At 60.0% G+C, this 25,987-nt stretch carries 23 protein-coding genes; 6 read left to right on the forward strand and 17 right to left on the reverse strand.

The annotated features are described in order from the left end of the window. Positions 1-37: 37 nt before the first annotated feature. The 4 genes from GKO01_RS15980 to GKO01_RS15985 all read right to left on the reverse strand — a co-directional run bounded on the left by GKO01_RS15980 (position 38) and on the right by GKO01_RS15985 (position 2,266). The gene (locus GKO01_RS15980; protein ID WP_158093570.1) at positions 38-214 is read right to left on the reverse strand and encodes a hypothetical protein; all 177 of its coding nucleotides are present in this window, start codon (positions 212-214) and stop codon (positions 38-40) included. A gap of 255 nt (positions 215-469) precedes the next feature. Further along, the gene (locus GKO01_RS11145) at positions 470-895 is read right to left on the reverse strand and encodes a hypothetical protein (protein ID WP_145994756.1); all 426 of its coding nucleotides are present in this window, start codon (positions 893-895) and stop codon (positions 470-472) included. A 19-nt stretch (positions 896-914) separates the two neighbouring features. Then, positions 915-1,529, reverse strand: a complete 615-nt coding sequence (locus tag GKO01_RS11150) for a hypothetical protein (RefSeq protein WP_099287133.1) — start codon at positions 1,527-1,529, stop codon at positions 915-917. A 68-nt stretch (positions 1,530-1,597) separates the two neighbouring features. Then, entirely contained in the window at positions 1,598-2,266 is a 669-nt protein-coding gene (locus GKO01_RS15985) for an LPD29 domain-containing protein (RefSeq protein ID WP_158093571.1), read from the reverse strand. Between the two features lie 237 nt (positions 2,267-2,503). On the opposite strand from GKO01_RS15985, the gene tnpA reads away from it, so the two are divergent. From tnpA to tnpC, 3 genes are read left to right on the forward strand one after another with little or no spacing between them, the layout of a single operon-like run. Beyond that, positions 2,504-3,163, forward strand: coding sequence for an IS66 family insertion sequence element accessory protein TnpA (tnpA, locus tag GKO01_RS11160; RefSeq protein ID WP_099287135.1), 660 nt, complete (start codon positions 2,504-2,506; stop codon positions 3,161-3,163). Beyond that, positions 3,160-3,522 carry an IS66 family insertion sequence element accessory protein TnpB gene (tnpB, locus tag GKO01_RS11165; protein WP_099287136.1) on the forward strand — a complete coding sequence of 121 codons (363 nt, stop codon included), beginning with the start codon at positions 3,160-3,162 and terminating at the stop codon, positions 3,520-3,522. The genes tnpA and tnpB overlap by 4 nt, the downstream gene beginning before the upstream one ends. Positions 3,523-3,574: 52 nt before the next feature. Beyond that, a complete protein-coding gene (gene tnpC / locus GKO01_RS11170; RefSeq protein WP_099287137.1) occupies positions 3,575-5,101 on the forward strand; it encodes an IS66 family transposase in 1,527 nt (508 codons plus the stop codon). A gap of 99 nt (positions 5,102-5,200) precedes the next feature. Here the strand turns inward: tnpC and GKO01_RS11175 are convergent, their stop codons facing one another. The 8 genes from GKO01_RS11175 to GKO01_RS11210 all read right to left on the reverse strand — a co-directional run bounded on the left by GKO01_RS11175 (position 5,201) and on the right by GKO01_RS11210 (position 16,441). After that, positions 5,201-6,211, reverse strand: coding sequence for a DUF6624 domain-containing protein (locus GKO01_RS11175; protein ID WP_099287138.1), 1,011 nt, complete (start codon positions 6,209-6,211; stop codon positions 5,201-5,203). Between the two features lie 780 nt (positions 6,212-6,991). Beyond that, a complete protein-coding gene (locus GKO01_RS11180) occupies positions 6,992-8,854 on the reverse strand; it encodes a ParB N-terminal domain-containing protein (RefSeq protein ID WP_099287139.1) in 1,863 nt (620 codons plus the stop codon). Between the two features lie 41 nt (positions 8,855-8,895). Continuing rightward, complete coding sequence (locus GKO01_RS11185) at positions 8,896-9,321, reverse strand: hypothetical protein (RefSeq protein ID WP_099287140.1); 426 nt, start codon at positions 9,319-9,321, stop codon at positions 8,896-8,898. 188 nt (positions 9,322-9,509) lie between these two features. Then, positions 9,510-9,818 carry a DUF5983 family protein gene (locus GKO01_RS11190; RefSeq protein ID WP_099287141.1) on the reverse strand — a complete coding sequence of 103 codons (309 nt, stop codon included), beginning with the start codon at positions 9,816-9,818 and terminating at the stop codon, positions 9,510-9,512. Further along, the gene (locus tag GKO01_RS11195) at positions 9,815-10,156 is read right to left on the reverse strand and encodes a hypothetical protein (RefSeq protein ID WP_099287142.1); all 342 of its coding nucleotides are present in this window, start codon (positions 10,154-10,156) and stop codon (positions 9,815-9,817) included. Before GKO01_RS11195 ends, GKO01_RS11190 begins: the two co-directional genes overlap by 4 nt. Then, entirely contained in the window at positions 10,153-10,788 is a 636-nt protein-coding gene (locus tag GKO01_RS11200) for a hypothetical protein (RefSeq protein WP_099287143.1), read from the reverse strand. Before GKO01_RS11200 ends, GKO01_RS11195 begins: the two co-directional genes overlap by 4 nt. Before the next feature lie 135 nt (positions 10,789-10,923). Then, positions 10,924-16,065, reverse strand: coding sequence for a DEAD/DEAH box helicase family protein (locus tag GKO01_RS11205; RefSeq protein WP_099287144.1), 5,142 nt, complete (start codon positions 16,063-16,065; stop codon positions 10,924-10,926). A 112-nt stretch (positions 16,066-16,177) separates the two neighbouring features. Further along, complete coding sequence (locus GKO01_RS11210) at positions 16,178-16,441, reverse strand: hypothetical protein (RefSeq protein ID WP_099287145.1); 264 nt, start codon at positions 16,439-16,441, stop codon at positions 16,178-16,180. Positions 16,442-16,804: 363 nt separating this feature from the next. Between GKO01_RS11210 and GKO01_RS11220 the strand changes: the two genes are divergently transcribed. Next, entirely contained in the window at positions 16,805-17,317 is a 513-nt protein-coding gene (locus tag GKO01_RS11220; RefSeq protein ID WP_099287146.1) for a MucR family transcriptional regulator, read from the forward strand. Between the two features lie 2 nt (positions 17,318-17,319). Here the strand turns inward: GKO01_RS11220 and GKO01_RS11225 are convergent, their stop codons facing one another. Beyond that, positions 17,320-18,291 carry a phosphoadenosine phosphosulfate reductase domain-containing protein gene (locus GKO01_RS11225; protein WP_099287147.1) on the reverse strand — a complete coding sequence of 324 codons (972 nt, stop codon included), beginning with the start codon at positions 18,289-18,291 and terminating at the stop codon, positions 17,320-17,322. Then, the gene (locus tag GKO01_RS11230) at positions 18,288-18,665 is read right to left on the reverse strand and encodes a hypothetical protein (RefSeq protein WP_145994757.1); all 378 of its coding nucleotides are present in this window, start codon (positions 18,663-18,665) and stop codon (positions 18,288-18,290) included. Before GKO01_RS11230 ends, GKO01_RS11225 begins: the two co-directional genes overlap by 4 nt. Positions 18,666-19,010: 345 nt before the next feature. On the opposite strand from GKO01_RS11230, the gene repA reads away from it, so the two are divergent. After that, positions 19,011-20,225 carry a plasmid partitioning protein RepA gene (repA, locus tag GKO01_RS11235; RefSeq protein ID WP_099287149.1) on the forward strand — a complete coding sequence of 405 codons (1,215 nt, stop codon included), beginning with the start codon at positions 19,011-19,013 and terminating at the stop codon, positions 20,223-20,225. A 142-nt stretch (positions 20,226-20,367) separates the two neighbouring features. Further along, complete coding sequence (gene repB / locus GKO01_RS11240; RefSeq protein ID WP_099287150.1) at positions 20,368-21,423, forward strand: plasmid partitioning protein RepB; 1,056 nt, start codon at positions 20,368-20,370, stop codon at positions 21,421-21,423. Here repB and GKO01_RS11245 read toward each other — a convergent pair. From GKO01_RS11245 to GKO01_RS11255, 3 genes are all read right to left on the reverse strand, one after another. Beyond that, positions 21,420-22,445 carry a replication protein RepA gene (locus GKO01_RS11245; protein ID WP_099287151.1) on the reverse strand — a complete coding sequence of 342 codons (1,026 nt, stop codon included), beginning with the start codon at positions 22,443-22,445 and terminating at the stop codon, positions 21,420-21,422. The two genes, repB and GKO01_RS11245, sit on opposite strands and share 4 nt — an antisense overlap. Positions 22,446-22,930: 485 nt before the next feature. Further along, positions 22,931-24,379, reverse strand: coding sequence for a site-specific integrase (locus GKO01_RS11250; protein ID WP_099287152.1), 1,449 nt, complete (start codon positions 24,377-24,379; stop codon positions 22,931-22,933). Positions 24,380-24,803: 424 nt separating this feature from the next. Beyond that, positions 24,804-25,907: an IS110 family RNA-guided transposase gene (locus tag GKO01_RS11255; protein WP_408870309.1), complete on the reverse strand. Its 1,104-nt coding sequence runs from the start codon at positions 25,905-25,907 to the stop codon at positions 24,804-24,806. Between the last annotated feature and the right edge of the window lie 80 nt (positions 25,908-25,987).

Consider the following 25,987-nt stretch of genomic DNA (forward strand, 5'->3'; position numbering starts at 1 on the left):
GATGGCGGGGCGCTGGGACGTTCGGAGGTGAAAAAGCTCAGCCCTGACTGTGGCTGCGATGGGCGGCGGAGGCGAGGTAATGATGGGGCACCGGGCCAGCCAGAAAGCTCGGCAGGCACGTAAAGGCGAAGACCAGGGCGAGAAAACCGAAGAACCCACCGGCCAGTCCGGCAACGTCCTTGATGTCCTGAAGGGTCTGTTGGGAAATCTGCATGAAAGGTCACTCCTGTTGCCGTCATCTCTTTTCTCTGATGACCTCTCCGGCACAGGCACAGGATGGCTGTGATGGCACAGGCGCCGCGCAGCGGCGGGATCTCCACGCCCCGGAGCCCGTCAGGGCGAGGACGCGTGGAGACCCACCCTTTGCCAGCGCAGACAGCCTGTGCTGCCCCTCTCTCCTTCTGCTTCTTTTCCTCTTTCTTCTTCCTGCTCTCCCTCCACCCGGCTCACGCGGGTGACGATACGCGGTTCAGATGTGTCCATTTTGGCGCGCGGACTTCTCCTGCCCGGCCTCATCCACCAGCTGATAGGCCGTCAGGGTCATGTGGCCTGTCCAGCGATGCCTCAGGACGATCATGGGAACACCCTCGACCGTGCCATGCTCCCCGCGGCGACTGGCCTCGGCGATCTGGGCGCGCGTGACGCGCGGCGGCTGCGTCCGGGTTCGGAAATCCGTCTCGGCCGCCTGTCGATCCGAATAGGGGCCGTGCCAGAGCTGGGCGGCTTCTTTCGGCCAGAACGACGTCACGCGCAGATAGACGCGCCCATCCGGTGCCACGCCAAGATGGACCCTGCGACGATCCAGAAGACAGGTCTCGATCTGGAGAAGGTTTTCATCGACCATGGAAAACTCGCTCGTCTTTTGAACTGTTGGATCTGGCAGGGGAGACATCATCCGCTCCCCTGCATTGGCCTCAGGCCGCCAGCTGATCCGCTAGCGAAGCTGCGATCAGGACGGCGGCGGCCAGGGCAGGATGCTGGTGGGCGCGATAGCGCGACACCAGAGTGTCCCGGGTCTCGTTGCCCAAAGCAGCCGCAGGCGCGCCAATGGTCTCGAGACTGGCGGCGACTTCCGCGGCCCACCCCTTGAAGCCGAGATGGCCGTCCTCAGACAGGCGTTCGGCCTCGGTGAGCGAGACCTCGCGCGGCTCTGCAGCGTCCATGCGGAATGGCGTGTAGCGTGTTCCCCATGAGGCCACACCTGGCGTGCCCTCGTGAGGTACCGGATCTGCAATCGTGGTCTCTAGCCATTCGGAGGTGCCAAGCTCCTCTGAATCATAAGCCGCGTCGAAGCCGCGCGGCTTGCGGCTGCCACGATTGACCGTGATCATGATCTTGAAGGACTTGCCGGGATGCTGAAGCGCTGTGTCGCGGCCGAAGCTCAGAATGAGTGGCTTGAGGCCATCCACCGACTTCGCCTCGACGGTGCGGCGCTCACCAAGATCGGACATGAACGCCATCGTGGTGCTGGTGAAATAGCCCTCACGCTTTGCGGTGGCGGGCGTAGCACTGAGCGTAAAGAAAGCCATGTCGATCTCCAGATATGACAAAGGCCGCCTCGCGGCGGCCTGAAGAACTGTGAAGGGGTAAGGTAGGGTCAGAAGACGTATTCGGCGCTGCCAAAGACGTCCTGCCAGGGGCTCCGGCTTTTCGAGTGGCAATCCGACGCCGCATCATAGAACCCCGATCTGAACCGCTTTCTGATGTCGTCAACAGTCTTCTGTGCCGCATCGTCCAGCGGGGCATCGCAGCCGATCAAGACGGACCCGTAGGAGGATTTGCGCACCCGGAATTTGTGTTTTGGCAGGGCGGCTTTCAGCAGACGGCGGATGTTCTTTCCTGCCAGCACGCCGCTCTGGTCCGATCCCTGCTCCAGATGGGCGTATTCAGGAGCGGTGCGCAGACGCTCGATTTCGGCCGCATGCGCCGCCTCAGCCTGATCTTTCTGTGCCTGCTTTTCAGCGCGGCACGCTTCGGCATGAGCGTGCAGCTGCGCAATTTCCTCAGGGCTGGCCTTGGGCTCGTCGTGGAAGATCGTCCACTGCACACCATGCAGAATGCTCTCGGGCAGCTTCTTGCTGATACTCCCGCAGGCAAAGACGATATCAAAGCTGGCATTGCCTCCCGCGGCGATGAAGCCGCCAGCAAGGCGTCTGATTGTCTCGGGACGAGGCGTGCCATGGACCGCAGACACGACGCCCCGGCCTCTGTTGTACAGGATGGTGCTGACGCGGGTGCCTACGGTGACAGTCGGGTGTTCGGACATGCTGATCTCCTTCTCTTCATGTCTCTTCAACTGTCCTCTCCGGGGTCAGGGCCTGACTGGCGGGGCAAGGGCGACGCGTCAGCGGCGGTCCCGCAGGCGTCAGCCGAGGACACCACCCCTTGCGGCGACAGACAGGCTCTGGCACCCCGCCCTTCTCGTAAGCGTCCGGAGATGACACGCTGCGATCCTGCTTGAGGTGTGCCTTAATCGTGCCTCCACTACGGGTATTGGAGTGTCATGATTAATCGGAAAGAGGTTTGGCGAGACCGGCTTGTCCTGTTTGCTGAGAGCGGGCTGACGCAGACTGCTTTCTGCAGCCGCCATGGTCTCAGCGCCAAAGCTCTTCGGCTCTGGGCGCGCCGGCTTGGTTTTGTCTGGCCGCCACCGATCAAGGCGTCGATTCCGGACGGGACATCAGGAGAACGGGCTAAGGAATTCTCTGGCTCGTCTAGGGCGGATCTTGCCATCCCCGTCGGGGATCTGAAAAGTCTTCTGGCCGTCCGGGTGCGTAAGACATGGACGCCCGAAGAGAGTTTGGCGCTTCTGATCGATGCCCGGCAATCAGGGATGTCGCTTGATCGCTATGCCAAAATGAACGGTCTGACATCCAGTGTGCTGTATCGTTGGCAGAAGCAGTTCGCAGATCAAATTGCAGAATGTCCGGCTGATCCCCTGGCACGTCAGCCGAAATTTGCCGCAGTTAAGATCGACGACACCCCTTCCACGCCACAACAGGCACCCCAAACACAAGCCTCCCCGCTTGTCTCCAAAGACAGGCAAAACCCCGGAGCGCCCATTGAGATCGTGCTGCGCAATGGGCGTATCCTGCGGGTTACTACTCCGATCGACTTTGACGTGATGACCCGACTGGCGGATGCGCTCGAGGCTGCGGCATGATCACCCTGCCACCCCATGTCAGGGTCCATGTGGCCCTGGGCTACACCGATCTGCGCAAGGGGATCGACGGGTTGTCGGTGCTGGTGCAGGAGACGCTGCGGGCGGATCCGTTCAGCGGGCATGTGTTTGTGTTTCGCGGCCGGAGGGCCGGACTGATCAAGCTTCTGTATCACGATGGCAACGGCATGTGCCTGTATGCCAAGCGCCTCGATCAGGGGATCTTTACGTGGCCGGTCACACAGGCCAGCCCCGGAGAACCGGCGACAGTTCTGTTGACCCCAGCCCGATTGTCGATGCTTCTGGAAGGGTTGGACTGGCGGGCACAGGCCCCTGCACGACGCATGCTGATGGCAGGGTAAAACGCGCCGATTTTTCTTGTACAAACCCGCAGGAAACTGGCATTTTATAGACATGCGGATTGCCCTCGACAGCCTGCCGTTTGACCCGATCACCCTGCAAACTCTGGTGCGGGATCTGGCTGGCGCGGTCGATGAGGGACAGATCGAGATTGACCGCTTGCGGCAGATCATCCGGGAATTCCAGCGCGCCAGGTTCGGTCGTCGCGCCGAGACACTCGAACCCGACCAGCTTCTGTTGACGCTGGAAGCCAACGCTGACCACCCGGCCTCCATGACATCGGTCTCCACGATGATACCGGACATCAGCGGCGCGGCGCCGACCGTCAAACCACTTCATCGCAAAGCCCTGCCAGAGCACCTGCCGCGCACGGACGTGACAATCCCAGCCGACGTGACAGCCTGCCCGTCCTGCGGTGGCGCACTGCGCGACGCGGGCATGACCACCAGTGAAATGCTGGACTGGGTTCCGGCCTCGGTGCGGGTCGTGCGGATCAACCGGCCCAAATGCGCGTGTCGCGCCTGTGGGACGCTGCATCAGGCTCCAGCACCTGAGCGCATCGCCGAAGGGTGTCTCGCCACGCCGGGTCTAATCGCGCATGTGCTGACCAGTCGCTATTGCGATCACCTGCCGCTGTATCGCCAAAGCCAGATGTTGGCCCGTCACGGTGTCGCTCTCGCGCGTTCCACGCTGGCCGATTGGGTCAAGGCCGCCGCCTGGTGGCTGGCCCCGCTGCGCGACCAGCTGATGAACCATGTCTGTGCCGCAGAACGGGTTTTCGCGGACGACACCCCACTGCCCATCCTTGATCCGGGACGAGGTCGGACTAAAACCGGACGGCTCTGGGCCTACACGCGTGACGACCGCCACTTTGGCGGTACGGCCCCGCCAGCCGTGGTGTTTTATGCGACACCGGATCGCACGTCCGTCTGGCCGGCACGCCATCTGGAGAGCTATCGCGGCATTCTGCAAGTTGACGGCTATACCGGGTTTGAGCATCTGACACGGGACGGAAAAGTCCATCTGGCAGCGTGTTGGGCGCATACGCGCCGCAAGTTTTATGAGCTGCACCAAACGGGATCACCGATTGCCACGGAGGCTTTGGTGCAGATCCGGGCACTCTACGATATTGAGGCCACACTCCAGGGTTTGCCGCCCGATCAGCGCAAGACCCTTCGGGAGAAGCGCAGTCGACCGCGCGTTGAGGCACTGGAACTCTGGCTCCGACAAAAGCTGGCTTTGCTCCCCTCCCGCGCAAGACTGGCAGAGGCGATCCGCTATGCGTTGAACCGCTGGGGCGATCTTGCGCGGTTTATTGAGGACGGACGCATAGATCTCGACACCAATCCGGTGGAACGGGCCATTCGACCTGTCACGCTCGGCCGTAAGAATGCTTTGTTCGCGGGTAGCGAGGGCGGCGCCAACCGGTGGGCCATCGTGGCGTCCCTGATTGAAACGGCCAAGCTCAACGGCATTGAGCCGTTCGTCTGGCTGCGTGACGTGTTGACACGCATGATCGATGGATATCCAGCCGCGCGTCTCAGCGAACTGCTTCCATTTCCCCAAAGCATCAACAGCTGATTTGGGGGGGGGAGCGGAATGTCGGCTGTTCGGCACAATCGGTTGAAAGCAGACGTCTCCGCACAACCCGGAGCGGCTCAAAATAATCACAGTCTATCATCAGCAATGATCAGGCAGGTAGGTCAGATATTTCGCTTCTGGGAGCAGGTTCATCGTTGCCCGCCGCGCGTCCAGAACTTTAGAGTCGTCTCCGCCAACATCCATTGAGTATGGCGCAAAATGACCATTCTTGCACGAGAGTTGTGATCCGTAATGCTGCGTGCCGATAGTGGCGAGGCTGACCCGGTCGAACATCAGCGCATAATCCTCGCGGGAAAATTTTCCAGCGAGCATCAGCGGCTCGATCTGCCGCAACGTCAGCACCTGCAGTGCCGGATCGGTGTCCGCGTGTTGCACCATCAGCCACATCAGGCCCGGAACCTTTCCGCCCATTTTCGTCAGGGCCGCCCAGCCATGCGCTGTGACGACCCTGCGTGCCCAATGACTGTTGTCCCAATCCGTCTCGATCATATCCGCAATGATACGGTGCAACAGAGCTTTGTGCGTATCGGCATCGACGCCAGGCAGCGCGTCTAACGACCCCGTCATCGGGTAACGCCAGCCTTGGTCGGGGATGATACGGGCCAAAATCTGATCCGTCAGGTTATCGCTATCGCGATGCACCTCAACCGCCGAAGCGGATGCACTCAAACCAGCCGCATAGATTTGATAGTAGGGAAGACTTTTGGAAAATGCGGACTGAAAGCTATCCCAACTTGTAAAATCCTTTGTGGCGCTGGCAGCCCAGCCAACCTGATCGCATAAATGGTCCTGATAGTCTCTATCTTCAGGTACTTTTGCATTCACGCCGATCTGTTTCAGGGACGCGTTTGCAGCCAATGCCGCTTCGTGCTCACAGGCGTGAAGATAGGGTTTAATCTGGTCCCAATTTGCTACCTGTTCAGGCGTGGCACCAGGGAAAGCTCCACGCGCGAAGCTGTAATCGCCGGGGACAAAGCTGCCTTTCGTGATGAACGATGCGAGAAATGGCGGTGGCTGGGGGGCAGCGGCTCCCAGTAATAAAGCCAGCGTTGCGAGGCTGATATTACGAGAAAGTATTCGACCGGCCATCGTTCTTTACCCCGTCATTTTTAGTTCCGTATCGGTGATAACCCTTGCGCGCGATTACCAGCAGTGCGGTCCCATACGGCCCACGTTGCGATCGTTCAGTGCGGTAAGGGTACGGACATTGAACCGCCCAAGAATTGGAAAAGACCAATTGCCGCGTACCTTATTGCTTCGTCCGCTTTGAGGACAGGCATATCATCTTGCTGGCGCCTGAAAGGTAGGTGATAGCAGTCGTCAACTGTGTGATCTCCGGACGCTTACCCCTTCTCTCCTCTTTCTGTCTCTTTTCTCGTCTTGTTTCCTTGCGCGGGCTGTCCTGCCCTGTGGAACAAGGCTGCGTCTCACCGCATGAAAAAGGGCGGAGCCATGCTGACTCCGCCCTTGAAAATCGCAACCGGTTCGTCCAAGTTCAGAGGTGAGCCGTGAGGGGCTTCGCAAAAAACACCTCACGGCCCGGTTTACCTTAAGTGATTTACTCGGAGAGGCTCTTCAGTGCGGTGGCAACCGCCTGAAGGGTCTTCTTCGTTTTACGAAGGATCTTCGTAAACCACTTACGGTCCACCACGATCACGAAGATCATGGCTTCCCCTTTCACTCTGACGACTGTGGGCAAGCGACCCCCGACCCACATCCGGTTACGATTTTCGGGGGCCGCGACGTCTGAACCGTAACCTGAACAGACGTTTCGTCGCGCGGACTCATCAGGCGACCCCAATCTCCTGTTGTGCCAGATCAGGCGCTACGCGCAAGTCTGGCCCGGAACGTGGCCGCAATCGCGTTGCCTCAGACCCGAAGGATCTCCAGCCGCCCTCCCATGGCAGCCTGCATGGCCACCAGTTCCTGCGGCACCACGAGGTCGCGTGTTTCTGTCGGCTCATTCTCTGTGACGTCTGGCTCGCCCGCGTCTTCTCCGCCCTCCTCGTCCATCACGTTTTCCAGATCCTCCGCGTCCGCACAGTTCAGGTCGTCTTCATCCCCGTCTTCCAGTTCATCTTTCAGGCCGACCCATTTGGCGCGGCGGGCCTGCTGCTCCCGCACTTCCTCTGTCCAAGCACCAATCGCCTGCGCAAAACCGGCGGCCTCCGGGACCCAGTGTCCGTCTCCCACGGCATTCAGTAGGGCAGCGCGCATCTCCTTGCCCGTATTGAGTGGCGCGAGCCCATGCGCCTGAACCGCCTTGGTGATTCCGGGCTTGCTGTAGGTCTTCAAGAACGCCTCATCAGCCATGGTCGGCATGTGGGCGTCCGCGTTGAACAGACAGCCCAGCAGTTCGGCTGCCATGCCGGAGCCGGAGTGCATACTGACCTCGCAGTTCATAAAGCCCGCGAGGCTTTCCAGCGCGTGCCGGCGGATCAGCGCTTCATCACGCACCAGTTCGCCTTCCGGAAAAAGTGCTTCCATGGCAGTCTTCACCGCGTTCTCATAAGGCGACCGGCCTGAAGAGCCGTAAATATGGACGTTGTTCGCATTCAGAGCGAGCAGCAGTCCGGCCACCAGATCCCACGGATCCGCGTCTTCGCTTTTCGCCGTCAGCGCCTTCTTCAGCGCGAGGGTCCGCACAGAGCCAATCATCTTCAGACCCGTACCCGAGATGTCAGCGCGCTCCTTCTTTGGGGGTGGCGTCTGCTCCACCACCCGCGGCTCGGAGCGGAGTGTTTCTTCACCTGTGTAGCGGAACGTCTGCTCTTCGATCTTCAACGTGTTCGGATTGAGCCAGTAGCCGGCGACATCGGTGTCCTGCTCGCCCATCCATCGCGTGACGAAGTTGTAGCCTTCTGGTCGAAGCGGAGACCCATACTCGCCTGTCTCGAGCGCGAGCGTTCCTTCGGGGCGATGCTCGGCGATCCAGTCTTCCTGCGCCGCCCGAAACGCCGAGGCATCCGTGACGTAGCGATTGTCCTCATCGCCCTGCCCGAACAGATCTTCGATCCAGACGATGCCATGCTTTTGCGCCAGCGCATCGTCAAACCGGGCATCACGCGCATACCATTCATCCTGCTGCAGGTGCCAGGTAAAGTCGCGCCAGTTCACGATGTCTTCTGGATCGTCGGCATTGAGACGATATCCGGCCGGGTCCTCTCCCTCCTCGACGCTCTCGGCGAACATTTCAGCCCAGGCGGCGGCCTGATCCTCCAGCGACGAAAGGGCCAGAGTCCGACGCTCTTTCAGGTCCGGGCCACGGCCAATCTCGATGGCGTGCAGGATCGGCGGATGCAGTCTGGCCAGAAGAGAGAGGCCCTTGAGATAGGCAGGCGTGATCATCAGCGCCATGCACAGCTGCTGATCCGTATAGCCAAGCTCTTCGCGCATCCGGGTCACGGCACGCCACTGGTCCGGCTCGGTCATGCCCTCGCGGATCATGTTCTCACTGGCCGCCGCCAGATCCTCCAGACCATTGTCGATCTTTGTGACATGGACCTGAATTTCTGTCAGACCGGCATAGATCGCCGCTTCCGTCCTTCGGTGGCCCGCGATGATCATCAGGCTGCCGTCCCCCAGCTCACGCACGCGCGGCGGATGGACAAGCCCGACTGCGCGGATATTCAGCGCCAGCTGACGAATGCTCGCCTGACCGGGCTTCGTCTGACGGGGATTGTTCGGGTTCGCGATCAGGGTGTTGGGATCGACAAGGCGCAGTTCGTCCATGATGGGCTCCAGTGATGTCGTAAGGGTGTCGTGGTGGGAAATCAGGCGATCAGGCTGTGCGCGAGGTGGGAGACCACACGCTCGATATGCTCGACCTCCAGCTGTCGCGTTTCCAGCGTCAGCGTGGCCGTGCCGTAAGACCCGTCTTCATCGGTGTCGTAATCGGTCTGCACGCGGCGGATAACGGTTTCGACGCAGTGCCAGACCACAAGGTCGAAGCTGTTTGGAAACAGAGGGGCAATCGTCTGGTCAGGTCCAAGCGCTGCAACGGCCTTCTCCAGGGACCGGTCTTCGAACAGATCCGGGATGTCGTCCGCCGTCACATGAAGTGTTGTCCACCAGCCTTCTTTGGCTTCGTACTCAACTTTGACCGTCTTCACGCCATGCGTCCGCATCGCCTCAAAGATCAGCGCCAGATTTGCTCTGAGCGCCACTTCGGCCGCGGGTTGTCCTGCCGGGTCTGACACGCCTCTCTCCTTTTTTCTGTTGTGATGATCTCGGCGCGGGCACAGGGCGTGGCTTCGCGCAAGGCCGCGCGTTAGCGCGCCCGGCCTGAGCCTTGCGCGGAGCCGCGACCTGTGGCGGCTCCCTCTCTCATTTCCGTTTCTCTTCCCGTCGCCTTCTCTCTGTCCTGAGACAGGCACGGCGGTAGCGGCTACTCGTAAAAAGGCAGCGCCTCGTCGATCGACCCATCCCGATCGAAGTGGATGTAATGGCAGTCCTGCTCCCGGGCCTGAGCCATCAGGGCGGCCAGTTCCGGAGACACGTCCTGCGGCACGTCCTCCGCCTCGGTGGGAACATAAATCATCCAGCCATAAGGGCCGCCGAGGCAGCTTCGCCCTGCTGTGCCTCCGCTGCTGAGATAAAGCTCGCACGCATCGCGCTCAGCGACCGGAAGATGCCCGGTACTGAGATCCAGGTGCCGGCAGACGAGGCCTGCGGACGTCGGAAGGACTTCGCTCATGCCTGCCCCTCGGGTCTGACAATGAACGACGTCAGACAACTGCCCCCGGTCCAGCGATCCATGGTCAGCATCATCTCGACGCCCTCAAGAGTGTGGGCAATAGTCCCATTCAGGCGGCCCCGTTGCAGATCCTTCGGCGTAATTACGGGCGGCGCGTTGCGGTCCACGAAATCGGCTTCTGCGCAGGTCGCATCTTTATATGGCCCGTGCCAGTCATTCCCGTTGACGGGATAGCTGTCCACGGTGCGCAGAAGGGCCTCACCATTCGGATAGGTGAAAATCTCCACGTTCACACCGCACAGAACCTTGGAAATGATGGCCTTGTCCATCTGGCTCATGCCGCGCACTCCACGAATGGGGTCAGACCTTTCATGATGGAGTGGCGCTCGTGACACGGTCCATGAACTGTCGCCCGATTATAGACAGGCGCATCGTCCAGATTGGAATATGCCAGAAAAATGGCCGCATCCCTCGGGTCACGCAGCAGGTTCAGCCAGGACCACACCGGAGTTTCGCCTGTCCTCTCCGGAGCCTTGATCGTCGAGAGCTCGTCCACACGCTTCTGGAGCCACGCGGAGACCGGCCCCTTGCGAAGCGCGAAATGTCCCGTGCAGGTCATGCCCCGATCCAGAAGCGCCTGCGCGCCCACAGCGTCCCGCAACACAGTCCGGCACTTGCGGATATAGGTTTCTGCCTGCGTCTCGCTGGCACCGGAGAAGCGCATCCCGCCCCCTTCACAGGAGGCGGCATATTGCACGACTTCGCGCATGATCTCCCAGCTCTGTCCCGCGCCAATCAGGGACCAGCTTCTCGCGCGGAGCGACCCCCGCCCCTCATAGACATTATTATCGCCACCCAACTCCATCAGCAGATACTGATCGGCATAAAAGCTGCTATCCGCGACATGAGGGCGCAGGGTTTCTGCTGGAAGTCGCACGGCGGCGAGGTCATAGACGATACGATAGGACATGCTCTCTTCCTCTGATGTCTCTTTCAACCTCTTCGCGGATGCAGGGGCTGCCCGGTGCGGCAAGGCCGCGCGTCAGCGCGCCCGGCCTGAGCCTTGCCGCACCGGGCGGGCCATGCCCGCCCCTTCCCCCTCTCCTTATGCTGCCGCTTCTTCTTCCTCTCCTCCTCCCCCATTGTCGTTGATGCTCAGGCTTTCCATCGCGGCCAGCGCTTCGGCGGCCTCCGCCTCCCGACGCGCTGTATCCTCGGCCAGATCCGCCTCCAGAGACGCCATCTCTTCTTCCTTCTCCTCCAGAAGTGCGGCCTCGCGGAACGGCATCCCGTCGCGGGCACGGTAGCCGGGCAGCTTGCGCTCCGTCTCGGCAAGCAGCCGCTGCGCATCCGCAAGCTCGCTGTCGAAGCGCAGCAGGGTGTTCTCGATGCGGGCGATAAAGCCAAGCGGGGCGGTGTCGTGATCAAAATCGATCCCGATCATCCGGTCCTCGGCCACGATTGCGATGGTCGCCTCCCATTCGGTCTGGTCCATGAAGGTCGAACTCCAGGTCTCGCACACCAGCTCGAAGCCGCCGATCTCGCCGAGTGTCCACCGGCCCTTCGTTTCTGCGCGTTTGGCCGTGCGCGCCTGACCCATCAGCCACTTGCCGGCATCCTGACGTTCGGTCATCACATCCGACTTGCGCACAAGCTGGAACGCTTCGCCCCGTGTCGACTGGCGTTTCGCGATATCTGCCCGGATCTTCGGGATAAACGTCTCCGCAGTCCTCTGATCGCGCTCGGCCCGCTCGATCGCACGACGCACGTTGAACTGGTCGTCGTAATGGGCGGCCTTGAGACGACGCAGTCGGGCCAGTTCTGCTTCCAGTCCTGCCTTCTTCATCAGGCGCTCGTCGCCCGAAGCGAGTGCCTTCGCCATGGCAAACTGGTTCGCACTCTCGCCGATATCCTCCAGACGGCGGATTGACCGGTCTCCGGACATGGCCAGACACAGGAAACGCTGCTTGCGCTCCAGAAGCTGCCAGTTTGTGGCATCCACCGAACCCTTCAGGGCATAGGCGTAAATCTGGATCACAGGGTTCTGGTTGCCCTGGCGTTCGATCCGTCCCTCACGCTGGATGATGTCGGCCACCAGCCAGGGCACATCGAGATGGTGTAGGGCAATCAGACGCTGCTGTGCATTCACGCCCGTGCCCATTGTCGCACTTGAGCCGATCAGGATGCGTTTGCGCCCGGAATTGAGATCCCGAAACAGTCCCTGCTTGGCCGCACTCTTTTTGTAGTGCTGCATGAACGCGATCTCGTCGCGCGGCACGCCCATCCGCATCAGCTCGTCGCGGATCCACAGATAGGCCGAGAAGCCCCGTTTCTCCAGCGCCGCTTCCGTGCCCAGATCCGAGAAGATCATCTGCACGGCCCCGGGCAGGTCATACGGCTTGCCGGTATCGGGATCGGTGTAACGGTTGTCGCGCGTCGCCTTCCAGATGTCGAAGACCTTCGCGATCATGACGTTCAGCTTGTTGCTGGTGTCGTTGTCTTCCCAGGATCGGACAAAGCGCAGATCAATCGCCGCGTGACGCGCATCGTTGATCACGGACAGGATGATATCCTCACCCTTCTGCGGCTTGCCCTTACGCTCCTCGATCAGCTTGATCCGCGCTTCCAGTTCCTTCTGGTAATCGCGGAAAGCGGGTCCGCTGTCAGCGACGATGATCTGGCGGCTTCCCGTGGCGATTTCAGGCAGCTTTACGTACTGGCGCAGATCGTCCTGCTGCACAACGTCCGCGAAATGCCGGTACATGGCCATCAGATCGGCCACGTTCACGAACTCCGCAAACCGCGTCACAGGCTTGTACAGCCCGCTTGGCTGAAGCTCGAGTTCCGTGCGGGTCTCCCCGAAATTGGCGGCCCAGGCGTCGAACTCGTGCAGGCCGCGCTCGATCAGGGCGTCGATCTGCTGGAAGCGCTGCACATTGTACATCTCGCCCAGAGTGTTCGTAATCGGCGAGCCCGAGGCCATGACCAGCTCGCGACCGGGATTGATGCGGCTGAGATAGCGGGCCTTGACGTACAGGTCCCAGGCCCGCCCGCTGCCGTTCGGATCGACGCCCTTGAGGCTGGACTGGTTCGTACCGAAGCTCAGTTTCCGGAACTGCTGCGCCTCATCCACAAGGATCTGGTCGATCCCGATCTCGCCAAGATGCACCAGATCGTCCTTGCGGCTGGCCAGCCCGTCCAGCTTGGCTTTCATTCCCTCCTTCATGCGCTCGATGCGCTTGCGCGAGATGCGGTCGTCGGCGTCGATCTCGCACAGCAGGCTTTCGTAAGACGCGATCTGCGCCTCGATCATCGCCTGCTCAAACGCGGTTTCGACCGGGATGAACTTGAAGGCGTCATGCGTGATGATGATCGCATCCCACTGTCCCGTGGCCGCACGGGCGAGGAAGCGCTGACGCTTGGCCTTCACGAAGTTCGTCTCGTCCGCCACCAGGATCTTCGCGGTCGGGTAGAGCATCAGGAACTCGCGGGCCATCTGCGCCAGACAGTGTCCCGGCACCACCACCATGGCCTTCGAGATCAGGCCGAGACGGCGCTGCTCCATGATCGCCGCGCACATCGAGAAAGTCTTTCCCGATCCCACCGCGTGGGCCATGTAAGTGTTGCCCGTGGCGATGATGCGCCAGACCACCCGTTTCTGATGGGCGCGCAGCTGGATCGTGGTGCTGGCCCCGGGCAACTGCAGATGCGCGCCGTCGAATGCGCGGGGGACGAGGTTGTTGTAGGTGTCGTTATACAGCCGCACCAGACGCTCGGCGCGCTCCGGGTCCTGCCACACCCAGGTCTGGAAGGCCGTCTTGATGGCGGCGAGCTTTTCCTTGGCGGCCTCGGTCTCCTGCGCATTCAGGGTCCGGTGCTCGCCGCTCTCGTCGCGCCAGGTGTCCCAGATCTGCGGGATAGCCTGATTGAGCGCATCCTCGATCAGTTCCCCTGCGGGACGCCGTTCGGTGCCCCAGACGGACGTCGCCTCCGCCTTGCCCCGGAACGGTCCCTTGTCCAGGGTCCAGGACGCCACCTCCTTTGTATGCCACACCCCGGCATCGACCCCGATCACCTCGGCGATGAAGCCCTCGATGTCGGCGGTCGGGATCCACGGTGCCCCCAGACGGGCCGTGATGTCGCTCGGCCGCAGATCCTCGGGCTGGGCCTCTTCCAGCGCAGCCACGGCCCGGGCAAAGCGGGGGTCAGTCTCGGCCGCCTTGCGGGCCTGCGCCAGTTTCGTGCGCACCGCGCCTGACAGCGCCTCGTCGGCTGGCACCCAGACATCGCGCCCGGGCTGGCTGCGTCCGGCATCGAGATAGATGGCACTGCCCAGCTCGGCGATGACCTCATCTTCGGACCGCCCCAGCAGCTCGGCAATGCGCGGGATCTCCACCACACCCGTCTCATGCAGGCAGACCGCAAGCGCGTCATGGGCGCTGTGGACCTCCGGCTCCAGCGTCGCCTGGATCACACGCTCGGAGAACAGCGGCCCCTGTGTGCCGACCTGCCGGTCCTCGTCGTACTCCTCAATCGAGCTGACCAGCCAGACATCCGGATCGTCATAGAAGGGCTGGAGGTTCGGACGCCGCTGCGTCGTGCTCTCGTCTCCGGTTTTCGGATCAACACGCGTGCTGGTGATTGTCAGGTTGATCGGACCGAACTGTCGCACGAACGTCTGGTAGGCGCGCCTGAGGTCCGCCTGGAGCGCACTGTAAGGCAGGTTCTCCACCTGGGCGCGCAGGACCGCACGGGCGGCATCGCGGACGGGGATCAGGCCTTCGATGATGCGCGCGTGCTTCTGGAAGATGCCGTCCTTCTGCTCGCCTTTCTTCACCTTCACCGGCACCGACTGGCCGTCGATGATCTGGTGCAGCGCGCCCTTCTCGATCAGGTAGCTGCCTTCCTTGAGGCTCGCCCCCTCCCCTGCCGTGCCGACATCCGCACGGCGGCTTTCGCGCAGCGCCTCGACGTCGAACGTCTGCGGCACCGGGAAACGTGCCAGAGTGGCAAGACGGGAGAGCGCGCTCGGCAGGGCGTCGTCGAGCATCAGCATCGGGTTCGCCGCGCAGGTGTATTCCGGCCCGAACTGTCCGCTCGTCCAGCCGTGCCGACCCAGCACCTGCTGACCGTTCTCTACGAAATAGCGGTTGATGCTGAGCGGTCCCTCCCCCTCGTCCGTGTCGGGCAGATCCGCAACCTCCAGCCAGACGTTTTCGCCCGGGCTGCCGCCGATCTCGCGACGGCGCAGAACGAGCACGTCGACCACCACATCGGTTCCGGCATCATCGCGCATCGCACCTGCGGGCAGACGCACCGCCCCGACCAGATCCGCCGTTTCGAACAGGTGCCGGCGTGCGGTGGCGTCGCGCTTGTCCATCGTCCAGCGTGACGTCACGAACAGGCCCATCGCTCCAGGACGCAGGCGGGAGACAGAGCGGGCGATAAAATAGTCATGCAGCGACAGGCCAAGCCGCCCCAGCGCGTCCGTGCCGCGCACCGTGCGGTTGCTGAACGGCGGGTTGCCGATCGTGAGGTCGAACTGCTCGGCAATCTTCGCCGTCGTGAAGTCCTCAGACCGCACCCACTGGTTCGGAAACAGCTTGCGGGCGATGCGGGCGGCCAGCGGATCGTTCTCGATCGCCGTCCAGGCTGTCTTGGGGGCCAGTTTCTCCGGGATCGCGCCCATGAACAGACCCGTGCCACAGCCCGGCTCCAACGCGCGTCCGCCGCGGAAGCCCATCTGCGCGACCAGATCCCAAAGCGCATGTACGATCAGTTCCGGCGTGTAATGGGCGTACTGCGTGGCCCGTGCTAGTCCGGCCCGCTCCTGCTGACTGGTCAGCGTTTCAAGCTGCACGCCGATTTCCTCCCAGCCCTGACGGAAGGCTTCGCCAGGACGAGGGAATAGGCTGTTGGCCAGCTCCCCGGCTCCAAATCCCGTAAACTTCGCCAGCAAAGCCTGTTCGGAGGGCGTTGCATTGCGGCCGTCCGTTTCCAGTTCGGTCAGGAGACGGATGGCAGCGAGATTGTCCCGCGCCCGCGCTTTCCAGCCCTGGGCCAGATCGCGTGTGCCGCACAGGCGAAAGTCGATCTTCGGGGCCACCACAGGAGCGGCAGCGGCTTCTTTTGCGAGGGACGCAGCCTCGTCGAGCGCACGGTCTCCGGGCAGGTCGCCCCAGAACAGGGTATTGCTGCCGCCTCCAAGGGCTGAGGTATCGAAAAAGCTGAGCTGGGTCTTGCTCATGGGCGGAACTCCGGACAAGCGGCAGCGCCCGGTGCTGCACGAGGCAGACCGGGGGGCCGGAAAACAAACAGGATGGGTTTGGGCGAAAGGCGCTCAGGCCTTGCGGATCAGGTCACAGCGGGCCGAAGCGCAGGGAGATCTGCTCACGCTCACTGGACGACAGACGCGACAGGGCCTCTCGGTGATACGACGATCCCTGTCGGGCCTGACGTGCGACCTGCCACCAGGCATTCTGGTCCGAGCAGGTCACGCCGCGCAGCTGGGTGTCGGCGTGCTCGGGGCCGCAGCCTTCGAGAATGGTCCAGCCCTCGCGGTGGGCCTGAACCAGGCTGAACTGCTGTGTGGGGGTTGGGCGTGTGAGGGCCATGACGGGCATCGTCTTCTGTCTCCTTTCTGACCCTTTCCGGCGCGCGCGGCGTCGCTCTGGGCTGCAAGGGCGACGCGTCAGCGTCGGGACCGCCCGGCCCGCAGCGCCAGCGAGGACACGGACGGACCCACCCCTTGCGGCACAGGGCGATCCCGTGCTGCCTCCCCTCCTTTTCTTATCTCTCTTTTTCTCTTCTTCTTTTTTCGCCTGCGTGTTTTGCGAACCTGTGCTGTAACAGTAGAAGAAACACGACTTTGTTTTCGGGCGACTCAGGAAACTGTTAACCTATGGTGCAGTAATAGTCGTAACGACTTGAAGTCATGATCTGTGCGATCCATGTACAGGACACTTACAGAACCTTGAGGGAATTTTATGACCGATCTGATTGAAACCCCGGCACACCCTCACGCCGATATTTTACCGCTAACGGCTGACATCGTAGCCGCCTACCTGTCGCAGAACGATCTCTCAGCGGAACAGCTTCCTGCGCTGATCCGCAGCGTGCACGACGCCCTCGCAGCCCCGGCCACGCCGGAGCCTGTCGTGGCAGAGGCTCCGACCCCTGCCGTCAATCCAAAGCGCTCCGTGTTTCCCGACTACATCATCTGCCTGGAAGACGGGAAAAAGCTGAAAATGCTCCGCCGTCATCTCAAGGCGGCCTACAACATGACGCCGGATCAGTACCGGGCCCGGTGGGGCCTACCGCGCGAATACCCGATGGTGGCGCCCGGCTACTCCGAGAAGCGCTCGTCCCTCGCCCGCGAGATGGGCCTGGGCTCTACGACCCGCGCCACTGCGCCTCAGGAGCCCGTACCGCAGGAAGAGGAGCTTGCTCCCGTGAAGAAGCTTCCTGAGAAACGTCGCGGCCGTACCACTCGCGCCTGAGCTTAGAGCGGTCCTCCCCCGGTGCCGTAGGCTCCGACCGGGAGGATCCAATCCTCGGTCAGAACCGTCTGCAACGGACGCTCTGACAGGCAGGCGGCGACCAGGTCGGGGCGCGACCGGGCCGCGTGATAGAGCGCGCCCTCGGACGCAAGTTGATCAAACCCTCGGTCATGTTTGATCGTGCAGCCGAAGTCCTTTTCATAGTTCACCAGCCTCGCAAACCGGTTCGCATCCATCCATTTCAGGGTGGCGAACTGGTCTGCATTGCCAAAGATACAGAACGCGCAGGACAGGCGCGAAAAGCCGACCTGATAGGGAAAGGCGGGCATGACGCGCCAACGCCTGAGAATGTCCCAGACTTTGGCCTCGGACCAGGCATGCACAGGGCGGAAGTGATCAACATGACGGCGCCGCCGTGTCCCGTTCCTCGTGTCAGTCCGATGGGGCTCAAAGGCCGCATAGTGGGCCCGTGCGGGGCTCTCTTCGGCGCGTTCGCCTGTGACCATCAGGGTACGGCGGCTGAGAAGCCGGTCCTGTCCCCGCAAGGCGCGATCGGCCACCTCAACCTTGAGGCTCGCCGAACACCAGCGCACGGACAGGCTGGCTGAGACCTGGGGAAAGCGCAGCCGTGTCCCCTCTGGCCCCTGCCCTCCTGCTCGGATGACTCCATCCGGTGTTTCGAAGACAACCGGAGCTGTGGGCGCAGCGTCCCGCAGCATCTCGCGCTCGAAGCCGCCTTCACGCCAGGACCGATAGAGCGGCAGGCTGAAGTCCCGCGCCAGAGCCGCGACATACGGGCCTGTGGAGGGCCAGTCCATGAAGGACCGCCCTGCCCCATCCACCTCGTGATGCCAGACCTCGATGCGTTCGGCCGGAGCATCGGCTTCCAGCAGGGCGAGCAGACAGGCCGCGCCGTCCTTCCCGCCGGACACGGCGACAATGATGTGGTCATAGGACGCAAGATCCGGGCTCATGATGTCCACCGACTAACCGGAGCGCCTGTCTGCACCGCGCGGCACATCAGAGCCTGGGCGATCGGGCGTTCTCGCAGCAGCAGCGGCTTCTCATGGCGGCCATCCCAGGTCAGGCCGTCGCACCGTTTGAGCAGCCCCATCTGGACGGCCGCTTCGTCGCGACAGGCACACACGCGTTCATTGCCACCGGATCTACGGCGGCACGGTTCATCCGCAGGAGCGCCGCAACCCGCGCAGGCAATCGTCAGTGCTGGATCGCCCTCTTCCCAATGCGTGTTGCAGCGGCGGCAGGTTGTGGGCTCCTGGGTATCTGTCCAGCGCATTGGAGGCCGGCCACGAGGTGTTGGGACATAGGGGAACTGGTAGCGTTGCATGATGCTCGATCCATCTCTGGTTCTTCAAACATCATCGCGACGGTCAGGCAGGCGACCGGGGTGCAACAGTGCCGCGAAGCGGCAGGATCGGCGTCACCCGGACCCACGCACAGGCGGCGCAGCCGGCGAGCATGGGGAGGACAGACGGCGACCCACCTGTTGCAACACGGGCGGCTGACTGGCAGCGGCCTCTCCGTCGGCTCTCCTTTTTTTATCTATTCGCTACTTTTCCCATCTCTTTAGTTGACAGCTGTCAACTCACCTCTTTAAATGCGGTTATATAACCACGGTGCGTCGCACACCGCACTTGTAATAATATACCGCACCCACAGAAAGGCGACGTGAATGTCCTCTTCAGCGAACACCGACCATAGTCTTGCCAGCGGTGTAGACGAATTACTCTCGCAGCAAGCACAAGCTCTCTCTGAGCGCCTTCAGGCGCACCGGCTTGAACTATTCCCGCCCAATGCCTCAAAGACACTTCGGTCGTTCCAGATTGGAGAAGTCGCCAAACTTTTGGGATTGGCCCCAGGATATTTGCGCAATTTAGCACTTGAAGGAAAAGGTCCGCTTCCTGCCATCGGCAACGGTGGCCGGCGGCACTATACGGCCAAGCAGATATGCGAATTGCGTCGTTATCTCGATCAAAACTCACGAGGCCAGAAGCGTTATGTTCCCTGCAGGAGCGGCAGTGAAGGCTTGCAGGTTATCTCGGTTGTTAACTTTAAAGGTGGCAGCGGAAAAACCACGTCCGCAGCTCACTTAGCACAAGGCCTCGCGTTGGATGGCTTACGAGTTTTGGCGATCGACCTCGACCCTCAGGCGAGCCTATCAGCACTACATGGCTTTCAACCAGAGTTTGATGTTCATGCGAACGAAACACTATATGGAGCCATTCGCTATGATGCCGAACGGCGTCCGCTTTCAGAACTCGTACGTAAGACGAATTTTCCTGGCTTAGACATCGTCCCTGGAAACATTGAGCTCATGGAGTTCGAGTATGAGACGCCACGATTATTGGCATCTTCTGACCAAGCTGGTGCAATCTTTTTCTCTCGGGTCGACGAGGCTCTTCAGGATATCGAGGATAGCTACGACGTAGTAGTGATCGATTGTCCCCCTCAGCTTGGATATCTCACCATGTCGGCTGTATGCGCGGCGACAGGGCTTCTCGTAACTGTGCATCCTCAGATGCTAGACGTGATGTCGATGTGTCAGTTCCTGCTCATGATGGGCGATGTGATGACTCACTTGCGCGACGCGGGCGCAAACGTGTCTTACGATTGGGTCCGATATCTTCTTACACGCTACGAACCATCTGATGGTCCCCAAACACAGATGTCCGGATTTATGCGGACGGTATTTGGTGAACATGTTCTCACCAATCCAATGCTGAAAAGCACGGCTGTCTCGGATGCCGCAATTACTAAGCAGACTCTGTTCGAGATCGAGAGAAAGCAATTTACGGGCTCAACCTACGATCGCGCCCTTGAGTCCGTCAACGCAGTAAACGGCGAGATACGAGAGCTGATTTTTAGGGCGTGGGGGCGCATTAACTGACCTCTACAACAGGAGGACATCAGAGTTGACAGCTGTCAACTAACAGGGTTCGCGTCACAAGTTGGCAGCTGTCAACTGAAGCGCACACCTATTCGGATATTGCAGATTTTCTGCACGAAAACGTAAGCATGGAGTGATAGCTATGGCAAGAAAGCACAATTTGGGTAACCTGATTTCTGCGCAATCATTGCCTACAAACAAAACGCAAGAAGCCTCGCCAACGTCGCTGTCAGGTTCTTACCGCAGTAGCGGAGCACTCGGGTCGGTAGCGAAGAGCCTTGGGTCTCTTCGCCAAAAGGCAGACGAAGCAGCTGAGCTTGAAAATCTCCTAAAGACAGGCGCGACAATCATCGAGTTGTCGCCAGTCCTTGTCGAAACATCCTTCGTCTCAGACCGTATGCCTGGTAATGAAGAGGCATACCTACAACTACGAGACGCGATTAAGAACACAGGCCAGCTCTCTCCGATTTTGGTCCGCCCACACCCCACTAAAGCAGGTCATTATCAAACCGCATATGGCCATCGTCGTTTACGTGCGTGCCGTGAGTTAGGCTTGAGTGTCAAAGCTGCGGTGAAGGAATTATCGGATCACGACCTCATTATCGCTCAGGGGCAGGAAAATAGCGCACGGGCAGATCTCTCATTCATTGAGAGAGCGACATTTGCCCGCAGACTTCTTGAACGAGGGTATGAGCGCTCCACGATTATGACTGCTCTCAACACCGACAAAACAGCGCTATCGCGTATGCTCTCGGTGTCCGAAGCTATTCCGCCCATCTTAATTGAGTGGCTTGGCCCTTGTCCGAGCATCGGCCGCCCACGCTGGCAAGAGCTGGCCGAAAATCTCAAGGCGTCGCCAAATCAGAAATCGTGGGAAGCTTTTATCGAGGCTTCCGGAAAAACCGAAGACGTGGATAAATTTGCCGAAATACTTGAGCGGGTTCAGGGCAAAGCTAGACAAGCGGGCCAATTGGAAAAACAGAGCACTAAGCTGTTGAATGACGCGGCCTCAGCGGCGCGTTGGGTATCGACCGATAAATTTCTCTCAATCGATCTAGAAGCAAAAAAGCGGGCCACGAATCTTGTATTCAAATCGGCTGACGCATCTGAGTTTGCAAGCTTCGTTATGACTGCGGTTCCCGATCTTTACGAGCAGTTTAAAGCCCAGACGATCGAAAAGGATAAACCCAAGAACTAAGAAGAAACGGGGGGCGGGGAGGGCGATAACACGAGCCCTCGCTCGGTCACGGCAACCTTTGCGGAACGATAAGCAGCGAGTGCAAGCCCCAAAGGTTCTTTAAATTCAGCCTTGAATGATTTGAGCGTTTTAAATTCTGTACCGAATTGCTTCCATAGTGAACCCCAGCCTACAGGAGTATCCCCCTGAAGGGCATGTAATCGGAATGCCAACCAGAGATATGCATCAATAGCTCTTGGCGAGTTCTGTATGTCACGAATGGCAGCGCGGTCGATAAGAATGGGATGTCTTTGCAGCTCTCGATAGAAAGCTTCTGAAAGCACGACTGTCTCAATCATGCGAGTATTTCTTTTCGTTCTAGGATCTACTTCTCCAACGTAACGAAATGACTCAACGAGACGCTCGTTGACAACTACGCCTTCGCGGTCGTTTCCAAACTTAAAGTCCACGGTGCAAGTCGCCAGCCTTTCGATTTGCTCGACCAACTTTTTGCTAATAGGACCCCCGCGACTAAGTCCCATTCTTTTGAGTAGAGAGGCAGGAGATTTTGCTAGCGAGATTTCCCGTGACCCCGTTTCAAGAGCCTCGGACTGCCAGTCAATCAAGAGCAATCTTGCGATTGTCCCGCACGGAACTGACAGTTTTTCAGTTGAATCGTCATCTCGCAGTCGAACACCTGGTCGGACGAGCAATTGAGCAAAGTCCGTTTTTATTAGCCAGTCTTCGCCTGGTTTTCGTTCTCGGTGGGGGAGGCCAGCAAGGCACCATGCGCTATAACTATAGCCTATTGAACTGCCGCCCTCTATTTCGCGAATCAAAGATGATGCAGCGGCATCGACAATCTTACGTCCGGATCTGCCTGCAACAACGTCAAGTATTGGGTCAGCCATAGCGGCAGCGTCGCTATCTTTTTCTAACGAATGGCTCTGAGCGATTTTGATAGCATCTTGAGGGCCGTGTACTTCTACAAGCTCGTGAATTGATCTGAACAGATCGTGCTGCGACTTAGCGTTAGTGTGCATAATGCGATTTCCAGCAGATCTTCAATGACCTCAGAAACACACATCGTCAGAGCCTTGTCGATGTGTTCGTTGCTTTCCCTTCCAGATGTGTTCGGTGCCTGCCTGTTTCATCTAGCGTGATTGTGTTTCTTGCCTACAAAACAATAAAAAAATTATATTGTTATTATATTGTTTCGTCGGCAGGGAACACGTTGATAAATCTGTAACCTACTGAAAAAACTTCTTCTTTTTTTTTAGGAAATTATCGCTGTAGGCAAAAAACACTTCATCAATTTAGGTTTTGAACGTGTGTTTTCCGAAGAAAACTGTGCTGGTAGGCAGCGAACACAGGGAAAACCTAACGACTTGTGGAAAGCATCGAACACAACTTTTGGTGGTTTTTCACGGTCGGGAACGAACACATCGTCCTCCCCGATCGATTCGCTGGTAGGCAGTTAACACATATGACGGCATGAAACAGATGGCCGTGTTCAGGTAGCCTGACGTCAAAACCGGGTCCGCCCAGGATGTTTGGTCATGGCATCCTCAACCTCGATATATTTCTCCACGACGCCAAAGGTCTGATGGCGGGAGAAGCGCTTGAGCGAAACCAGATCGGTGCCATCCCGCGCGCCTGTCGTGATCGCGCCACGGCGCAGGCTGTGCCCGCTGAAATCCCCGGTCAGTCCCGCATCCGTGCACCGCTTCTGGATGATACGGGCCACAGACCGATCAGACAGCGCCTCAGTGCCCATGGAGGGCAGGGCAGGGGGCTCACCGGGCTCGGACGTTGGCGGTAGCCATATGCGCCGGAAAACAGGTCCTTTGGCGTCGTTAAGTCTGGTTGCGCGTAGCCAGGCCTCGTAAGCGCGGACCGGGCAGAGACCGGTAATCCCCCTCGGGATCGCTACCTCGACACCCTGACTGGTGCGATCGCCCTTTGAGCGGTCCAGCCGGATCCGCATCCCGTCATCATCCAGCGCCACGTTCTCCAGGCACAGCGCCGCCACTTCGGACCGCCGCAGCGCGCCGGCAAAGCCGAGCAGAAGAATGGCCTTGTCGCGGATCCCCACGAGCTCCCTCGTATCGATCTGCTCAATAACGTCGCCCAGCAGATCCCAGGTCAGCCCCTTGACCTGACGGGACGTGCTTCCCGTCGACGTCCTGCGGATACCGGCAACAGTTTCGGAGACCAGAGCATGGGAGGTCGGGACGGGAACCTGGGCGATATGGTGCAGATAGCGCAGTGCGGCGCGATGAAGGTCGACCGTTGCGGGTCGCTTCTTCTGCAGCGCAAGATCAGCCAGGTAGGCAGCAACATCCTCGCTGCGGGCGGGTAGGGCAGGGAGTCCATGTCCTGCCGCCCATGCGCACCAGGAGCGCACGGCCGAGCGGTAGGTCCTGCGTGTGTTCATTGCCTTCGCGGCCCGGGAATAGGTCCTCGAGGCTTGCTCCGCCGTCACCAGCGTCCCGTCATAGTCGGGCAGGGCCTCGTCGGTCAGGGCATCGAACCACTGCAGGACGGCGGAAGACTGCTGACCCAGAGGAGAGGCCAGAGGAACCAGCGTGACGGCCTGAGAGCCAGTTTTGCGCCGCTTGGCCGCTTTCGGCTTGAACCAGGCCACGAAGACAGGATCGGGTTCAAGATCCAGAGCGATTGCCAGATCGTGCCCGGAGGGCAGAGTGGTCACATGGGCACTGGCGATCGCCAAGGCGTCTTCAGCCGTCTCCACAGTGGTCGACAGGATCGTGTCCTCGGCAAATTCGTTATGCCGGTATTCGATGCCGCGAATGACCAGAGACAGGCGAGGGGAGAAGCGGCCGGTCGAAAGAAGGGCGACTGCTTCTGTCAGATCGCCGGCAGGAAGCTGTTGTCGGGTCTTCCGGTCCAGCCGGTCGAGGAGGGCCTCACGGGCTGCGTCTGCCGAGCCTGCAATGTAAATATGGCTGAGCATAAAAGCCTCCGTGAAACCTGAACCCGGCTCCTAATAGCACGAAGCCGGGGCAGGGCGGAGAGAAGAACAAACACTGACCAACGCCGTCTGGAAGAGGTGGACCCCATTTTTCGGACAGGTGTCTAAGCTCTCATGACCGTCATTAGGGGAGTGCAGTTGCAAGAAGCCTACACCATGACTGGTGTCTGGTGTGACCAAAAACTGATAGTGGACCTGACGGGTGTGCCGCGAGCCGATCGACGACGATTGATCATGCTCTCATCCGCGGGTTGGCTACCGCATTTCCCATTTCCGTCGTGGGCCTTCCTCTCTCTATAGACGGGCGTCGGTCGAAACCTGCCCCAGCTTACAACGAGGATTACCCATCTTGCCTGGTCTTCGCGGCACGCCCGTCAGGTCCGATGACCGGGCGAAGGAAGCCGTGTCAGGTTGGTTGCACGCGGCGACCGATATCCCAGATGAAGCCGACCAGCTCGCGCGCGATCGCCGTGATTACTTTCGGCAAGGCTTTACCGGATGCCGCTAAAGTTCGGTAGCGCTGGCACAAGCGAACTTGCGCCTTCCATGCAATTGCCCTGATTTCCTCTGGCAAGTCCTCGACACGCGCCCGATAACGGCGCTCCTCGCGTGCCGGCAGACGGTATGACCAGGCTGCCTCAACCAGCATTGCGCGTGTTTCTCGGTTTCCGGTTTTTGTGATGGCGCCGCGACGGGTACGGGTGCCACTGGAAGCCTCTGATGGCACGAGACCAAGCCAGCCCATGAGTTGTTTGGGTGTTTCAAAACGGCTGAGGTCCCCGATTTCTGCAGCAAGAGTTATGGCCACGATGGGGCCGACACCGCGCAACGCCTGCAATGCCTTTACTACTGGCGCGAGTGACCAGCGCGGTAACGCCTCCATGAGCATGGTGTCCAGTCGATCGCAACGCTGCTGAGCTTCTTCAATGCGTCGGATGCTTTCACCCAAAATAAATTGCTGATGTGGTATTTCAAATGCCTGACTTCCCAGCCATCTCCAGTGCGCTTTTGTCCAGTTCGTACGACCGGTGAATTTACGCCCATGGCGCAACAGAAACCCCAGAAGCATCTGTCGGCTGGCAACAAGATCCTGTCTGACCTGGCGCCGACTGCGTACGAGGTCTCGCATAGCCTCGTGTGCCGGATCCGGGATCCAGATTGCCGTCAACTCACCCGATCGCAACAGTCGCGCCAACATTTCGGCGTCTCTCCTGTCCGTCTTCACCCTGTCGGCTGGCTTGCGCGGTATTACAGATGGGGCGATGACACTGCAGTCCATACCCATGCCCAGCAACTGGCGATGGATGCCGTACCCGCAGCCACCTGCCTCATAGCAAAAGTGGAGTGTCGCATCAGGCGTAGCCAGGCGCGACACCAGACGTCGTATGGCCTCGGGCGTGTTGAGAATTGTCCCGTGGAACCGGATTTCTCCCGATCGCCCATCGTCTGCAACAGCCACGGCAATCGTCTCTTTGTGGACATCCAGACCGATGAATTTTATCGTCGACATTGTCATTCTCCTCTCGTGACAAAGTGAGCTTACGCTCCTCCTGACCTCGGAAGGCGAGGCAAATGACGGTCATTGGGTCT

Origin of the sequence: Gluconobacter kondonii (genome assembly GCF_002723995.1) — a bacterium.
GTDB classification, from domain to species: Bacteria; Pseudomonadota; Alphaproteobacteria; order Acetobacterales; family Acetobacteraceae; genus Gluconobacter; species Gluconobacter kondonii.

Coding starts and splice junctions, on each gene's coding strand:
- GKO01_RS15980 (WP_158093570.1), bottom strand. CDS start 214: ATGCAGATTTCCCAACAGACCCTTCAGGACATCAAGGACGTTGCCGGA.
- GKO01_RS11145 (WP_145994756.1), bottom strand. CDS start 895: ATGATGTCTCCCCTGCCAGATCCAACAGTTCAAAAGACGAGCGAGTTT.
- GKO01_RS11150 (WP_099287133.1), bottom strand. CDS start 1,529: ATGGCTTTCTTTACGCTCAGTGCTACGCCCGCCACCGCAAAGCGTGAG.
- GKO01_RS15985 (WP_158093571.1), bottom strand. CDS start 2,266: ATGTCCGAACACCCGACTGTCACCGTAGGCACCCGCGTCAGCACCATC.
- tnpA (WP_099287135.1), top strand. CDS start 2,504: ATGATTAATCGGAAAGAGGTTTGGCGAGACCGGCTTGTCCTGTTTGCT.
- tnpB (WP_099287136.1), top strand. CDS start 3,160: ATGATCACCCTGCCACCCCATGTCAGGGTCCATGTGGCCCTGGGCTAC.
- tnpC (WP_099287137.1), top strand. CDS start 3,575: ATGCGGATTGCCCTCGACAGCCTGCCGTTTGACCCGATCACCCTGCAA.
- GKO01_RS11175 (WP_099287138.1), bottom strand. CDS start 6,211: ATGGCCGGTCGAATACTTTCTCGTAATATCAGCCTCGCAACGCTGGCT.
- GKO01_RS11180 (WP_099287139.1), bottom strand. CDS start 8,854: ATGGACGAACTGCGCCTTGTCGATCCCAACACCCTGATCGCGAACCCG.
- GKO01_RS11190 (WP_099287141.1), bottom strand. CDS start 9,818: ATGAGCGAAGTCCTTCCGACGTCCGCAGGCCTCGTCTGCCGGCACCTG.
- GKO01_RS11195 (WP_099287142.1), bottom strand. CDS start 10,156: ATGAGCCAGATGGACAAGGCCATCATTTCCAAGGTTCTGTGCGGTGTG.
- GKO01_RS11200 (WP_099287143.1), bottom strand. CDS start 10,788: ATGTCCTATCGTATCGTCTATGACCTCGCCGCCGTGCGACTTCCAGCA.
- GKO01_RS11205 (WP_099287144.1), bottom strand. CDS start 16,065: ATGAGCAAGACCCAGCTCAGCTTTTTCGATACCTCAGCCCTTGGAGGC.
- GKO01_RS11210 (WP_099287145.1), bottom strand. CDS start 16,441: ATGCCCGTCATGGCCCTCACACGCCCAACCCCCACACAGCAGTTCAGC.
- GKO01_RS11220 (WP_099287146.1), top strand. CDS start 16,805: ATGACCGATCTGATTGAAACCCCGGCACACCCTCACGCCGATATTTTA.
- GKO01_RS11225 (WP_099287147.1), bottom strand. CDS start 18,291: ATGAGCCCGGATCTTGCGTCCTATGACCACATCATTGTCGCCGTGTCC.
- GKO01_RS11230 (WP_145994757.1), bottom strand. CDS start 18,665: ATGCAACGCTACCAGTTCCCCTATGTCCCAACACCTCGTGGCCGGCCT.
- repA (WP_099287149.1), top strand. CDS start 19,011: ATGTCCTCTTCAGCGAACACCGACCATAGTCTTGCCAGCGGTGTAGAC.
- repB (WP_099287150.1), top strand. CDS start 20,368: ATGGCAAGAAAGCACAATTTGGGTAACCTGATTTCTGCGCAATCATTG.
- GKO01_RS11245 (WP_099287151.1), bottom strand. CDS start 22,445: ATGCACACTAACGCTAAGTCGCAGCACGATCTGTTCAGATCAATTCAC.
- GKO01_RS11250 (WP_099287152.1), bottom strand. CDS start 24,379: ATGCTCAGCCATATTTACATTGCAGGCTCGGCAGACGCAGCCCGTGAG.
- GKO01_RS11255 (WP_408870309.1), bottom strand. CDS start 25,907: ATGTCGACGATAAAATTCATCGGTCTGGATGTCCACAAAGAGACGATT.